The 15,499-nt window shown below is 36.9% G+C and carries 13 protein-coding genes; 6 read left to right on the plus strand and 7 right to left on the minus strand.

What is annotated here, in order from left to right; genetic code table 11:
* Positions 1–39 precede the first annotated feature (39 nt).
* From F908_RS10140 to F908_RS10150, 3 genes are all read right to left on the minus strand, one after another.
* Positions 40–2,466, minus strand: coding sequence for a DNA internalization-related competence protein ComEC/Rec2 (locus F908_RS10140; protein WP_005161288.1), 2,427 nt, complete (start codon positions 2,464–2,466; stop codon positions 40–42).
* An 87-nt stretch (positions 2,467–2,553) separates the two neighbouring features.
* The gene (lolD, locus tag F908_RS10145) at positions 2,554–3,240 is read right to left on the minus strand and encodes a lipoprotein-releasing ABC transporter ATP-binding protein LolD (protein WP_005161291.1); all 687 of its coding nucleotides are present in this window, start codon (positions 3,238–3,240) and stop codon (positions 2,554–2,556) included.
* A complete protein-coding gene (locus tag F908_RS10150) occupies positions 3,233–4,468 on the minus strand; it encodes a lipoprotein-releasing ABC transporter permease subunit (protein WP_005161293.1) in 1,236 nt (411 codons plus the stop codon). Before F908_RS10150 ends, lolD begins: the two co-directional genes overlap by 8 nt.
* A 25-nt stretch (positions 4,469–4,493) precedes the next feature.
* Between F908_RS10150 and F908_RS10155 the strand changes: the two genes are divergently transcribed.
* A complete protein-coding gene (locus F908_RS10155; protein WP_005161296.1) occupies positions 4,494–5,081 on the plus strand; it encodes a PilZ domain-containing protein in 588 nt (195 codons plus the stop codon).
* Between the two features lie 17 nt (positions 5,082–5,098).
* Here the strand turns inward: F908_RS10155 and F908_RS10160 are convergent, their stop codons facing one another.
* Both F908_RS10160 and F908_RS10165 read right to left on the minus strand, forming a co-directional pair.
* Positions 5,099–5,992 (minus strand): DMT family transporter, encoded by an 894-nt coding sequence (locus F908_RS10160; RefSeq protein ID WP_005161299.1) that lies wholly within the window; start codon positions 5,990–5,992, stop codon positions 5,099–5,101.
* A gap of 7 nt (positions 5,993–5,999) precedes the next feature.
* Positions 6,000–6,470, minus strand: a complete 471-nt coding sequence (locus F908_RS10165; RefSeq protein WP_005161301.1) for a YaiI/YqxD family protein — start codon at positions 6,468–6,470, stop codon at positions 6,000–6,002.
* Between the two features lie 221 nt (positions 6,471–6,691).
* On the opposite strand from F908_RS10165, the gene F908_RS10170 reads away from it, so the two are divergent.
* The gene (locus tag F908_RS10170; RefSeq protein ID WP_005161305.1) at positions 6,692–7,630 is read left to right on the plus strand and encodes a hypothetical protein; all 939 of its coding nucleotides are present in this window, start codon (positions 6,692–6,694) and stop codon (positions 7,628–7,630) included.
* Positions 7,631–7,807: 177 nt separating this feature from the next.
* Here the strand turns inward: F908_RS10170 and F908_RS15645 are convergent.
* Positions 7,808–8,937, minus strand: a protein-coding gene (locus F908_RS15645) for an IS3 family transposase (RefSeq protein ID WP_155756589.1) whose coding sequence is annotated in 2 segments (ribosomal slippage) — positions 7,808–8,685 and positions 8,685–8,937 — 1,131 coding nt in all. Because the reading frame shifts where the segments join, the coding sequence is not laid out codon by codon here.
* Positions 8,938–9,175: 238 nt separating this feature from the next.
* Entirely contained in the window at positions 9,176–10,255 is a 1,080-nt protein-coding gene (serC, locus tag F908_RS10185) for a 3-phosphoserine/phosphohydroxythreonine transaminase (protein WP_005161323.1), read from the minus strand.
* Positions 10,256–10,580: 325 nt separating this feature from the next.
* On the opposite strand from serC, the gene F908_RS10190 reads away from it, so the two are divergent.
* From F908_RS10190 to F908_RS10205, 4 genes are read left to right on the plus strand one after another with little or no spacing between them, the layout of a single operon-like run.
* A complete protein-coding gene (locus tag F908_RS10190) occupies positions 10,581–12,077 on the plus strand; it encodes a TolC family protein (protein WP_034602728.1) in 1,497 nt (498 codons plus the stop codon).
* Between the two features lie 12 nt (positions 12,078–12,089).
* Positions 12,090–13,253, plus strand: coding sequence for an HlyD family secretion protein (locus F908_RS10195; protein ID WP_005161328.1), 1,164 nt, complete (start codon positions 12,090–12,092; stop codon positions 13,251–13,253).
* A gap of 3 nt (positions 13,254–13,256) precedes the next feature.
* Positions 13,257–14,387 (plus strand): ABC transporter permease, encoded by a 1,131-nt coding sequence (locus tag F908_RS10200; RefSeq protein ID WP_005161331.1) that lies wholly within the window; start codon positions 13,257–13,259, stop codon positions 14,385–14,387.
* On the plus strand, positions 14,384–15,496 hold the full coding sequence (locus F908_RS10205; protein ID WP_005161334.1) for an ABC transporter permease: 1,113 nt from the start codon (positions 14,384–14,386) through the stop codon (positions 15,494–15,496). Before F908_RS10200 ends, F908_RS10205 begins: the two co-directional genes overlap by 4 nt.
* The last annotated feature ends 3 nt before the right edge of the window (positions 15,497–15,499 follow it).

A 15,499-nucleotide genomic window follows, 5' to 3' on the forward strand; every position in this document is an offset into this window, starting at 1 on the left:
CTATAAATATTGTGATATGAAAATATTACAATATTTAAGTTATTTTCTTTCCAACCATTTAATTTGCTGTCTTTGCTGTCTGAGCTCAACCTGACCATTTTCAAAAACAAAACGAATTGTTCCTGCTTCAACCGTAGTTAATAATGGAATGTGTAGCGCCTGTAGACGATTTTTCAACTCTTGACTAGGATGTCCATAACGATTATCAAACCCTGCCGAAGCAATCGCAAGTTTCGGTTTTAAAGTCGCTAAAAAATCATAAGCAGAACTATGTTTACTCCCGTGATGTCCCAAGATCAAAACATCTACTTTTAAGTCGGGATATTGTTGCATTAATTTATATTCAGCCTCCCAACCTGCATCTCCCATGATTAAAAATTTTTGATAAGGTTGGGCATTTAGAAACTGCAAATACACCATACAGGAATACTCATTTTGCTGATCCTTTGCATGAATAAGCTCATCTGATTTAGGGGATAGAATTTCAACTTTTAGATTTTCATATGACCAATGCTGACCTTGCTGACAAAATGAGAAATTGTTTTTGAACTGCATTTTTTGGTCATATTCATTTGACTGAACTTGGGATATTTCAAAGTTTTTTTGAATAATAGGAAAAGCACCACTATGGTCTTGATCAAGATGAGATAAGATTACATGGTCGATGTGGCGTACACCTTGTTGCCGTATAAATGGAATAACAACCCGCTCTCCTAAACTAAATTTATTTTCATTGTAAGAGCCCCCTGTATCAATCATAAAGATTTGTTCGGGATGTTGTAAAAATACAGCTTGCCCTTGTCCAACATCTAAAATATTTAAAACCGTAGGTTGAGTCTTTACACCTATACATATAGGTAAAAAACAAATCAATGCCCAAGCTTTAGGAATCGTTCCCCTCGGCATAAATAAAATAAGCATACCAAGGATTAAAGATACCATCATTAAGGGTGTATAACTTACCCCATATAAATGCGGTGCAATATTTTGCAAGATGTCTAAAATTGACATCAATATAGATAATACAAAATCATTAATTTGAAATAAAAACTGCCCTAATGCAGGAATGATGAGCCAAATACATGCAGCCAGAATACCTACTGGCACAACGACACCGCCAAGTAAAGGAATTGCAATTAAGTTACTTACAGGTGCAATCCAAGAAACTTGCTGAAAGAAAATCAAGACTAATGGTAATAAGGCGATAAAAATCTTAGATTGCGATTCAACCAAAGCTTTAGCAGCTAAAAATATTTTTTGAGTCCACGTAATCGGCTGATCTTGCGGTAATTGTGCAATGGTCTGATAAACTCTAAGTAGAATAAAACAGGCCCCATATGACAGCCAAAAACCAGCGGATAGAATACTAAAAGGATCAAAAAGTAATAATATACTGGCACTATAAATCAATAAGCTAAATGGGCGAATCGATTGACGAAAGAAGAGAAAAATACTTGCAAGCAAAGCAGTCAATAAAGTTCTGATCGCTGGAATCTCAAAACCAACAAATGCCACATAGACCAGAACACTGAGCAAAAATGGCAATAATAATAAAATTTGTCTAGGCTGCCATAAGTATAGATGTGGGCAGTAATGCTGTATGAGACGTTGTATCAACCAAGACAACATGAATGCAAAGATCAACACATGTGGACCAGAAATCGCTAACAAATGCGAAATTCCAAGCTGTTGAAATTGTTGTTTCAATGTGTTGGATAACAGGCTTTCATCACCTGTTAGCAAGGCTAAAAGTAAACCTTTATGCTGAAGCTTAGAAGTTTGTAACATCTGCCGGAATTCTAAGCGTTTCATCTCAACGTTTAATAAAAACTTAGCAGAAAAGCTTTGCTGTTGCTTTAAGTGACCTTGATAACCCAAACGGTAAATTTCATCAAAGCTTAAAGGTTGAATAGACTGCACTGAAAATGCAGACATTATATTTTGCTGCAAAAACCATTTTTCCTGATCAAATGCACCCACAACAGCATAACTATGCACTGGTTTAATCTGACCATAAACTCGATAATAATGACCCAACTGTAAACTTTGCTTCTGATTTAACTGATATTTGTCTTGTTTTAAATAAAGTAACCAGTTGACAGATTGCTTATGTCGATTAAGCACTTCAGCAATTTGTTTATGACCATCATTACTCAATTCATCTATATTTTTGATATAAACAATTGCTTCATAGGATTGTGATTCAAACTCTTTTAATTGCAGTCGTTGTTCTAATGCGGAATCTGCAAAATGATATCCTGTTGTAAACAATCCCCAGCTTGCACTGATTAAAATAAGTGCTTTATAAAAAGGTCGATAAAAATAGAATTCTTTCTTGTATATGCCAAAGCTAAAGATCAGGATTGCAATAGCCAACCAAATCCACCATGTCAGCTCGATAAAATCAAGATGAAATCCCATGATTGCAATACCAGCAATCCAGCCCAATAAAATAATTTTTAACATGTAATTTTTTAATTAAGTTTTTGATTTTTCTGAACGGAAAATTAAAGCCCGTTTTCAGGGCTTTAACAAGAGATTAAACAAAATAAATTATTTTGGATCAATCCATAAACCATCTTGCATATGCAAAATCGAATCTGCTGATTGAGCCAATTGCTCATCATGAGTCACGATTAACATCGCCATATTCAGCTCTTTTTTGAGATCAGTCAGCAATTCAAAAATACTCAATGCTGTTTTACGATCTAAATTACCAGTTGGTTCATCTGCTAAGACAACTGCAGGTTTCGTCACTAAGGCGCGCGCTAAAGCCACACGTTGACGTTCACCGCCCGATAATTCACCTGGTTTATGATCTAAACGATGCGATAAACCGACACGATCAAGTAGGTATTCTGCTTGTCTTTTAACATCCTTATAATTACTTTCACGACGTAACATCAAAGGCATGGCTACATTTTCTAAAGCAGAAAACTCAGGCAACAAATGGTGAAATTGATAAACGAAACCTAGATATTGATTACGTTTATAACCACGCTCTGCTTCGCCTAAATTATCAAAACGCTGACCTTGCAAAAAGACTTGTCCTTGCGATGGTTGCTCTAGGCCACCAAGCGCATGTAATAACGTACTTTTACCTGAACCACTCGAACCAACAATGGAAACAAACTCGCCTGCTTTTACTTGAAGTGATAAACCTTTAATCACTTCAACTTTGCTTTTACCATCATCAAAATATTTATAAATATCTTTGGCTTCTAAGACGATCTTACTCATAACGTAATGCCTCAGCAGGTTGAACTTTGGCTGCACGTAATGCAGGATAAATTGTCGCCAAAAAACTCATCAATAATGAAACAATGACAATTACCGTAACATCTTGCCATCTGAGATATGAAGGCAGATAGTGAACAAAATAGGCATCAAACAAGTTCAAACCTAGAGCAGTATTGAACCAAGAAATAATATCGCTAATGGTCAATGCTAAAGTTACACCTAACACTGTTCCTGCAATCGTTCCAATGACACCAATCACTGTGCCTTGTACCATAAAAATTTTAGTGATCATGGACGGTGAAGCACCGAGAGTCCGCAGAATCGCAATATCAGATTTTTTATCTGTTACGACCATTACTAAAGATGAAACGATATTAAATGCAGCAACCACAATAATCAGAACAAGAAGTAAACCCACTAAGGTTTTTTCCATCTGAATCGCATTGAAAAGATTGCCGTGCGTATACGTCCAATTCGATGCGTAGAAATTACTTGGTAATTGTTTCACGATATCATCTGCAACAGATGGTGCAGCAAAAATATCATCTAGCTTTAATCGCACGCCTTGCGCACCATCAGGCAAACGCAATAATGTTGATGCATCATTTAAGGCGATATAACCCACCATCGAATCAACTTCTGCACCTACACTAAAAATTCCAACGACTTTAAAACGTTTAAAACGTGGTACCACACCTGCTGGTGATGGTGTTGCTTCAGGCAGAACTAAGGTGACATTGTCATTTAAACCGAGACCAAGCGCATCGGTCATGTCCTTGCCTAGAACAATACCGAACTCGCCTTTCTTCAAAGCATTTAAATCACCTGAGACCATATGGTTTTGGATAATTGAAACTTTTTTTTCATATTTAGGCTCAATTCCGGTCACCATAATCCCTGCAACTTGCCCTTGAGCGGTTAACATCCCTTGCAATTGAGTAAATGGTGCAACACCTGTCACATGCGGATGGTGTTCAACTCTTTTTACAAGCTCAGGCCAATCTGTTAGTATCTGAGTAGAAGAAACTGTGGCTTGCGGAACCATTCCAAGAACACGATTTTTTAATTCACGGTCAAAACCGTTCATAACAGACAGTACTGTAATAAGGACAGCAACGCCAAGGGTTAAACCAATCATGGAAACCAAGGCAATAAAAGAAATAAAATGATTACTTCGCCGAGCACGAGTGTATCTCAACCCTATATACAGCGAAATTGGCTTAAACATACCATTTAGTCCGAGGTGATTTATTATGGAAAATTCACAACATCAGCTTGTTGAGGACAACTCTGAACGTCGAGTGATGTCTCGTATTGATGCTGTGTTAAGAATCAACTATCAAGTCATTCCTGACGACGTTGCGCTGAATGATCCTTATGATTCTCACTTTGTATTGCCACGCTATTTTCTACTACTTGCTGAATTAGATCAATTTGATCATGCATTTCGCTACGAATTAGAACAATTAAATGAAAAAGATCAACAAATTGCTCGCATATTATCCCTTTTCAATCAAAAATTGAATCTGATTACTGGTTCTTTTTACGACAATATCGTGCAATCCCTACTGCCAGTCCCTGAACAAGTTAACTTTTCCGAGAACGGTTTGAGCTTCTTTAGCTCACAAGATATTAATGAAGGAACCTACATTCATATTACGTTGAGTCATCCTGAAAACTACTTTCATATCGCAGCAACTGCTCAAGTTGCTTACAGCTCAGCAGATGAACAAGGTAAATTCCGTATTGGTGCTTATTTCATTACCCTTAATCCACAAGATCGTGCCAAATTAGCGGAAAGTATTCAAGAATCACAACAAACTGAAATCAACCCAAATTAAATATGAAAATGTCCTTTTCATATTTTCAAACGGCGATAGGTATTAAAATCTTTATAAAAATAAAGACACAAACCTAATAGAATGATGCTTGCCCCAACAAAAACCTGTGCAGACAACTGTTCATGATTGAGGTAAGCACCTATGAGTATTGCCAACATTGGGGTCATCACCGTCGTCAGTGATAAGGTGGTCGCTTTCAAATTTTGTACCAGCTTAAAATAACAAAACATCGCAATTAATGAAGCCATTACAACAGTATAAGTCAACGCTAACAATGATTTCGTCGAAGGAATGTGCGTTGGTGCATGTTGCCAAATCCAAGGGAGTAATAATATGGCTAAGATTGTTGAAACCAGAATTGAACCGGTTGCTTGAGCCATCGGTTGCACATCCGCATTGATTTTTTTCACCAGAAAAATAGAAAGCGAATATGCAAAAACACTCATCAGCATTAAAACAATACCTATCGGCTGCACATGCTTTTGACTGCCACTCAGACAAATCATCGCTAACCCAATAATTGAGGTTCCCATCCCCAACCACTGCAAACTCGCTAACTTTTGTTGAAAACCAAAACTTCCAATCAGCCCAGCCATGATCGGAGCTAAGCCGAACATCAATGCAATCAATCCAGAACTTAAATAAGGGGTTGCTGCATAAGTAAAAATTTGCGAACCGATCAAACTTAATGAACCAGCTACATAACTTGATAACGCAACTTTATGAATCGGGAATTTAACCTTTAACAGCAATAACACGCTAACCGCCAAAGGTAAGGCAATAAAAAAGCGTAATACCAAAGCCCACATAGGGTGTAAATCAGTAACACTCCAAACAATTGCTAATGGCGTGGTTGCCCAAATGAATACTAATAATCCATATGTCAGTACTAAGTTGATTCGTGAAGGCATATTTAGCTCAAGAAGCGGTTTTGCGTTTTTGTTTGAAAATAGTTTGATCTAAAGAGCTTGAGAATTCACGTTTATCACGTTCAGAAATAGGCGGTGGACCGCCTGTTTGCACACCTGCACCACGCAAAGTATCCATAAAATCACGTAAATGCAGGCGTGCTTTAACATTGGCAGTGGTATAAATTTCACCTCGTGGGTGAATAGCAATCCCACCTTTTTCAATGACTTGTGCAGCAAGTGGAATATCTTGTGTAATGACAATGTCATTTTCATGCATACGCTCAATGATTTCTTTGTCTGCTTGATCTGCCCCACTCATCACCTGAATCGAATTAATCCGTAGAGATGGCGTAATCCCAACATTCTGATTAGCGACAAAGGTAACTTCTAATTGATAACGATCAGACGCACGTAAAATCACTTCACGTAAAATTTTAGGTAAAGCATCCGCATCTACCCATAATTTAAATGGCAGCACGTTGGCACAAGCTCATAAAAATAAAAATATAGTGTAGCAGATTACGGTAAAAGTAGAGTTAGCATCATTAGAATAATTGCTGCTGTCCATTTCATTGATTAGATTTGAGATCAAAAACAGAAATTTGAATTAATTTTTAATGAATTACATATCCAGACTTGAAAAATGGATGTTACCCTCGATTTAATAGAATAAGTTCAATCTTTTTAGCATCACGCTTTATGAAAAATCAAAACAGTCCTGAAACTATTAAAATTCAAGATCAAAATTTCGGCAATCATGTTGAGCATTGGAACCTATTGACTGATACACCCGAAACAGATGTTCCCAAATGGTTAGGATTGGCACTTGATGCTCCAGTGATGCCTATGGGCTTATGTGAAGATGAACAAGATATGGATCAATCATTTTGGTTGATTCAAGGGCCAAAGGGTCAGTCTATTTCAATCAATCAAATTATTGCGGTTGAAAATCAAAAACCACGCGCATTAAAAACAGCATTCCCAAGTTTTGAAAGCCCATATAAATATGATGCCCAAATTGAACGTATTATTACTTGTGATTCTGCGACTCAAGCAGTATTACGTCTGAGTTTAAATAAAAATACGGTTATTTATGCATTTGATAATTTATTCAGTGTTAATCACTGCCAATATGATCAAAATCAAACTTATCAAGTTCAATTTAATGCTTGGGCATATGAATTAGAACCAGTTGCTGAAAATGAGAAAATCATTGTTGATGACCCTGCATCAATTAAACATCATCGTGCTTTAAATGCTATTTTGGCTGAACATAATGGTGTTGCACCAGAAAACTTACAAGAGCTGATTAACGACTGGCAACCACAAACACCTGAAGATCACGAACCTGTAACCGTTGATTTTTCTAAAATGGTGGCATATTTGTATGGTGAAACATTAGGTCAAGAAGATGAAGCTTGGTTCCAAGGTAATATCGTTGGCAAAACAACCATGCAATTTATGCAAGATGAATATACGCTGTATGATGTGACTTTAGTTTTAGAAGATGATTTACCTGCAATTTTAATTCGAATTGCAACAAAAAATGATTTGTATAAAAACTTTAACATTGGCGAATATATTCGCGGCAACCTATGGATTCAGGCGAATATTTATGCTAAAACTGCACTAAAGTGACAAAAAATCACACAAATGGCATTTTTAGGCGTTCTAATGAAAATTATACCAGAACAAACGACCACCAGTTTGATTCATTCGAGTGATCAAGGTCTTAAACTTGATATTAATGTGGTTCCGTTAATTAGACCACTCAATTCAGTTTTATAAGTGATAAATCCGCTCTAAATATTTAAATTATGCTGCCATTACTTTTAGTAAATGTTGATCATAAAATTCATTTGGTGTTGCCTTATTCAAACTTGAATGAGGACGTATCGTGTTATAAAAATCCAAATATTCAGCAATTGATTGTTTCGCTTGTTTAACCGTATCGTAAGCCTTCAAATAGACTTCCTCATGCTTCAAGCTGCGCCATAATCGCTCAATCATCACATTATCTCTCCACCGTCCTTTCCCATCCATACTGATACTGATATTTCGCAATTTTAACTCATTCAAAAATGCCTCGCTTGTGAATTGACTGCCTTGGTCTGTATTAAACACCTCTGGACAACCATATTTCACAATTGCTTCTTGCAACGCATCTATGCAAAAGTCTGTTTCCATACTGATCGATACACGATGAGCCAGTACTTTACGACTATGCCAATCTATAATTGCACACAGATAGACAAAGCCTTTAGTCATAGGAATGTATGTGATATCTGTACACCAGACTTGATTAGAGTGAGCGATGACCATGTTTTTCAACAGATATGGGAAAATACGGTGTGCAAGATTAGGCTTACTGGTATTGGGTTTTGGATACAAGGCATGTATTCCCATCAAGCGCATTAAACGTCGGACTTTACGCCGACCTATTTGATGTCCTTGACGCTGTAGCATATCTCGTATCATTCGACTGCCCATAAATGGGTAGTCGAGATGAATTTCATCGATCAGACGCATCAAACTCAAATCAGTTGATGAAATCTCTTTGGGCTTGTAATACAACGTACTGCGATTGATTTGAATCAATTGCGATTGTTGTCGTACCGAAAGTTGATGGGTCTTATCGATCATTTTTTGCCGCTCAGCTGCCCTATTTTTCTGAGCGCACCTTCTAAAAAATCAATTTGCAATGCCTGATGTCCTATCTTGGCATGTAGAGCTTTGAGGTCAATCTCAGGTTCTTGTTGTGCTGTTGGTCGTGAAAAAATATTGATTGATTGCTCAAGCAGTTGATTTTTCCAATCGATGATTTGGTTTTGATGTAAATCGAATTGAGTAGAAAGTTCAGCGAGTGTGTGGTCGCCTTTAATTGCTGCGAGAGCAACTTTAACTTTAAACTCTGCTGAATGATTACGACGTTTTCTTCGTGTCATGGTTGACTCCAAAAACAAGCATTTCCCATGCTTATTGGGGAGTAGATTATCACTTATAGACGTGGTCTAAAATCCTAGAACCACATCAATATTGGTGCTTTTTGCTTTTTTTTACTTGGTATGTTTTTAGCAGCACTCTTTTTTCATCAAATCGGCTTATTTTAATTTTTAGATTTAAATTGTGTTAATAAAAAAGCCCTCATGAATGAGGGCTTTTATTTTATGGATGATAAATTGCTTAACCGTGACGTTTTGCAAACTCGTCCATGAAATTAACCAATGCTTGTACCCCCTCTAAAGGCACAGCATTGTAAATACTTGCACGCATACCACCCACAGAGCGATGACCTGCTAAGTTAAGCAAATGGCTTTGCTCAGCTTCTTTTAAGAAAAGTTTCTCAAGTGCTTCATCTGCAAGTGTAAATGGTACATTCATGATTGAACGATTTGGAATTGCGATTGGATTATTATAAAAATCACTAGAATCAATATATCCATAAAGCAATTTTGCTTTTTCTTGGTTTACTTTATGCATTGCGTCTACACCGCCTTGTTCAAGTAACCATTCAAATACCAAACCAGACAAATACCAAGCATAAGTTGCAGGCGTATTTACCATTGAATCATTTTTTGCCTGATCTGAATATTTCAAAATGCTTGGAATTTCAGGTTTTGCTTGATCTAATAAATCATCACGCACAATAACGATCGTTAAACCTGCTGGGCCAATATTCTTTTGTGCCCCAGCATAAATTAAACCGAATTTACTTACATCTAATGGTGCAGACAAAATACTTGAAGAAAAGTCACATACCAACGGCGCATTAACGTCTGGTACACCTGCAAATTGTAGACCACCAATCGTTTCATTATCCGCATAGTGCACATAAGCCGCATCGTTTGAAAGATTCCAAGTACTTTGCTCAGTAATGGCGTGTTTTCCATCAATGAGCGTACCCGCTTCAATGACATTGATGTCCCCATAACGTTTTGCTTCTTTCAACGCTTTTTCAGACCAAATACCAGTATGAATATAATCAGCTTTCGCATTCTTGCCGAGCAAGTTTAAAGGAATTGCTGAAAATTGAAGCGATGCCCCACCTTGTAAGAACAATACTTTATAGTTCTCAGGAATGTTCATGAGCTTACGCAAATCCGCTTCAGCTTTTTCCGCGACAGCAACATAGTCACTACTACGATGACTCATTTCCATGATCGACAAACCTTTACCTTGCCAATCCAACATTTCTTGTTGAGCTTTCTCTAAAACGGCAGTAGGTAATGCAGCAGGACCAGCGCAGAAATTATAAGCACGCATGAGTTTTCCCTTGTCAAAGTGAAACAAATTGAAATGGGGATTTAATCATAGATTAGCGAAGGTTGCAGCAGCTTATCGAGTAAATATTTAAATTTTAGTGCAAAAAACATATAAATTTTTTAATCTGCTTTTGATTATTTTGATGCATTTTATTCACTGATCACAGTTTAAATCCCATTCTTCTTTATAGATTAAAAACTCTATTTTTTACAAATTCAATACACCAATTGAAGTGATATAACTATTTAATTAAGAACATAATATTTCAATTTTATAAAAAGAATTTAGACTATCTGAGGATATTATTAAATTGCGACATGCTCTTATGTTGAAACAACATGATCGACCGAGCCTTCAGGTCAAACGGTTTCCAAAACAGCTCAGCCTATATATGAGCCTGATTAGTTGTACCCTATTTTCATTACCATCATTTGCTCAGACCTTCAGTTATAGCCAAGCTGAACAATATGTCGTGCAAAATGCTTATAGTTCTCAAGCGCAACAAGCCTTACAGCAAGCATCGCAATTAGAAATGGAAGCTGTTAAAAATTTAGGCTTACCAAGAATTGATTTAAATGCTCGAGCCTATGCATTTCATAGTGAAACGAGCGTGCCTCTTGAATCAAGTAAACGTCGTTTAGAAAATTCATTAACAAATGGTTTCGATGAAAAATTATCTCAATGGCAAAATGTATTACCTCCAGAAGTCATCGATCAGGTCAGCCAAGGTTTTGATCAAGTTGTTAGCGATGGTTTAAATAAAGTTCCAAATAACTTAGATGTCACTATTGAAGATCATGATGTTCGTACTTCAGTTTCAATGGTTATGCCACTATATACAGGTGGAAAAATTAATAGCGCTAAACAAATCGCCACCATTCAAGCAAAACGCTCAAATATTAGTGAAAAACAACAGCAAGATACACAACGTTTCGAAATGATTCAGGCTTATTTCAATGTGCAATTACAACAACAATTAGCCAAGTCAGCGTTGTTTAATTTGAATGCGATGCAAGAACATTATAACAATGCGCTAAAACTTGAAAAACAAGGTTTTATTAACAAGGGACAGCGTATGCAATTTGAAGTTGCACGCAATAATGCTGAACGTACTTACCAAAATGCACAGTCTAATTTAAAAGCGAGCGAATTTAGTTTACAGAATCTATTACAAACCAAAGAAAGTGTCAGTCTAAGTACCCCACTTTTTGTGAATTTAACTCAGAATCATTCTTTGGATAAATTGCTTGCAAATTATGATCAGAACTCAAGTTTGATTAAAAAACTACAAATAGATACTGAATTGGCCAATGAAAATGTGAAAGTTCAACAAGCCTCTAAAAAACCAAGTGTTTTTGCTTTTGGAGAATATGGCTTAGATAGCAAAGAAAATTGGATTGTGGGTGTGATGGCAAAATACAATTTATTCTCAGGTATAGACAATAATAAAAATATCCGTGCCGCAGAGCTCAAAAAATATGCAGCAGAGCTTATGACTGAACGGACAAAACAAGAAGTCGAAAATGTTTTATACAAATCTTATAGTGAATTAAATTCTTCGCAAAATAGCCATCAATTACTTACCCAGAATACCAAAGCAGCTCAAGAAAACTTAAGGATCCAACAACTTTCATTTAAAGAAGGTATGGGTACTGCAACGCAGGTGATTGATGCCCAAAATGCTTTAAGTGCTTTAAAAACTGAAATGGCACTCAACTCGTATAAATATATTTTATCTTTAGCTACCTTATTACAAAGCTATGGTTCTATTGATGAATTTAAGCTTTACGTCAATCAACCACGTACTGACTATATCCGCTAATTGGAGAAATTTATGAGCCAGAATCCATCATCATCCAATTCAGAACGTGATACAGATCAAATCAACCAAACAACAGATGCTCAAACAAAAGAAACAGCATCTGAGCCTGTTTCTCTAATTGAACATACAGAAAAAGTAGAAGCTGAAACAGCACCTTTGAATAAAAAAATTCCACCGAATAAATCATCTAAAAATGGAAAACTCAAACTTATTGGGTTAATTATCCTTATTTTATTATTCAGTTTAATCGCATATGGTCTATGGAAGGCTTATCAACCTCAGACCATTGAATTACAAGGTCGCGTTGAAGCAGAAACAGTACATATCAGCACCAAAGTTCCAAGCCGTATTGAAGAATTTTACGTCACTGATGGACAACCCGTTAAAAAAGGACAGGCTTTGGTTCGTTTTGTTAGTCCAGAGTTAGAGGCAAAGAAAGAGCAAGCACAAGCAGCTTTACAAAGTGCTACAGCATTTCATTCAACTGTATATCGTGGTGCTCAGCAAGAGAATATCGAAACCTTATACGCCAACTGGCAAGCAATGAAAACCCAAGCTGATTTGGCAGCAACCACTTATAAACGTGGTGAAAATTTATTTCAACAAGGTGTCATTTCTCGTCAACGCCGTGATGAAATGTTAGCCGCCCAAACTTCGGCACGTGAAACTGCTGAAGCAGCTTATCAACAGTACGCACGCGCTAAACGAGGCAGTACGGAGCAACAAAAATCAACTGCTGATGCACAAGTGGCTATGGCTCAAGCAGCGGTAAAAGAAGCCAATGCTTTAACCGAAGAGACCAAACTATATTCACCGACTGATGGTACTGTTTCTAAAACTTACGGTAAACCAACTGAGTTAGTCGCGACAGGTATCCCTGTAGTAAGCATTATTGAAGACCATGATTTATGGGTAAGTTTGAATGTCCGTGAAGACATGTATAGCTCAGTCTATAAAACCAAAACTCTGGAAGGCTTTATTCCTGCACTCAACCATAAAGCAAATTTTAAAGTGAAAAAAATTGATGCCGAAGGTGATTTTGCAACGATTAAGACAACAAGACAAACTGGCGGTTATGATATTCGTAGCTTCAAATTTCATTTAGTACCAGAACAAACTATTCCAGACCTAAAAGTCGGTATGAGTGTTTTATTTAACATTGCAGAGGCAAAGTAACCGATGTTTGCAGTAATGCTTCGGGAGTTGCGCTATTTAAAACGCCATAAAGCTGATTTTTTTATGGCGATCATTGCCCCTTTGTTAGTGATTCTTCTTTTTGGCAATATGTTTGCATCGGGTAAAGCTGAGCATTTACCTATCGTTGTGATTGATCAAGATCAAAGTGAAATGAGCCGTAAAGTCATTCATGCACTGAGTATCAATCATACTTTACAAGTAAAAACCATCACCACTAGCCAAGATGAAGCCGAACAGCTTATTAATAAAACTGAAGCATGGGGATTCGTTTTAATCCCCGATGGTGCAGAACAAAGATTAGTACAAGCACAGGATGCACAAATCAGTATTGCCTACAATCAATCTTTTTTTAGTATTGGGAATACCATTTCCTCTGCAATGCTGATGAGTACATTAAACGGTATGGCAGATTATACGGGACAGAGTTACTTATCAAATGTAATCCCCTACTTGGATGTTCCGACACCTCATATCAAAATTTCTACACTATATAATCCTAATATGAGCTATGAACTGTTCCTTGAGCCGTTCATGGTACCCGCAGTTTTGCATTTACTGCTTTGCTGTTGTGTGGCTTTTGCCATTGGACAGGAATTTAAAAGGAAAACTCTGAATGAATGGGTTGACTCAAAACACATTATTTCTAGCCTATTAGGTAAAATTCTGACCTATGTCTTTATTTTTTGTGCGTGGACATGGTGCTGGATGTTCTGGTTGGCACATATTCGTGGCTATTTTATTGCTGGTTCACTCAGCCTGATTTTAATTGCCCAGTTTCTTCTATATTTTGCCTATGCGGTGATTAGCAGCACGGTGGTGTTAGCAACCAAGGATTTACCCAAAACCTTTGGTTTTATTGCACTTTACGGTGGATCATCACCTAGTTTCTCGGGAATTACTCTCCCCCTGAATAATGCACCAGCATTTACTCAATTTTGGTCAATGATTATTCCGTATACGCCTTATGCAAAACTACAAACTGAGCAATGGGTGATCGGTAGCGATATTTCAGTATCTCTCATTCCTTTTGGTATTTTAGTTATTTTCTCTGCTCTTTATTTAGGTTTAAGTATTCGTTTATTGAAGAAAAATATTCAGGAGCAAAATCAATGAAATCATTTTGCTTCTATTACATCCAAACGTTTAAAAATATTGTTGCAAATAGTTCTGTATTTACCACATTGATTGCAGCTGTAATCATGTATAGTTTTTTCTATCCTACTGCTTATAAAGCTCAGTCGGCAGCAGACATCCCAATTGTGATTGTTGACCAAGAACAAAGTATTTTAACCTCAAAAATTATTAGTCAAGCTGCTAATAGTCCACATATTCGAATCACAACAGTTACCGATAATTTCCTAGAGGCTGAGAAACTCGTAAAAAATCAGAAAGCTGAAGGCATTTTACTCTTACCCGAAAATCTTACCAATAGTTTGAAACGCGGCGAAATGGGTGGAATCGGTCTTTACCTAAGTACAGCCTATTTCATTCGAACCAAAGAAGTGGGAATTGGTCTAGCGACTTCAATTGAAGCGAGTTTACAAGAATATTTAGAAAAATTTGGCAAAGCTTCTTCATTTCATCCTGAGATCTCAATTCATCAGATTCCTCTATTTAATACATTATCTGGCTATGGCAGCTATATTTTTCCTGCTGTATCTAGTCTTATTATTCATCAAACCATATTACTCGGACTCGCAATGTTGATTGCGAGCTATAGAGAAAAAGGTTGGGTTGCCAACCGATCAGAATTTTTTGCGATTTTTGCCGCAATATTAACCATCGGATGTTTAGGTTGTCTCTATTTATTTGGCTTTACATTTTGGTTATATGAATATCCGCATGGGGGTAATTTCTGGGGAATGCTATTCGCTGTTCCAATTTATGTGAGTTGTATCATTGGTTTAGCAATGCTTATTGGCTCATTGGTGGATATGCCCGAACGAGTCGGACATTTAATTGTTGTGACTTCAGTGCCTTTGTTTCTATTAACAGGAACAGCATGGCCACATCAAGCTATGCCTGAATGGATGCAATTCTTGGCGTGGTTACTACCATCCACCAATGGCGTACAAGTGTTCGTGCAACTGAATCAGATGGGGGTCGCAACATCCATTGTTGTTCCTAAACTTATTTATCTTGCGACGGTAGCTGCAATTTTACTGGCACTTTCTTATTATCGATTAGTGATGATGAAATCAATAAAAAAGGAAGCCGATTAGCTT

Source organism: Acinetobacter sp. NIPH 284 (assembly GCF_000369425.1).
Taxonomy (GTDB): domain Bacteria; phylum Pseudomonadota; class Gammaproteobacteria; order Pseudomonadales; family Moraxellaceae; genus Acinetobacter.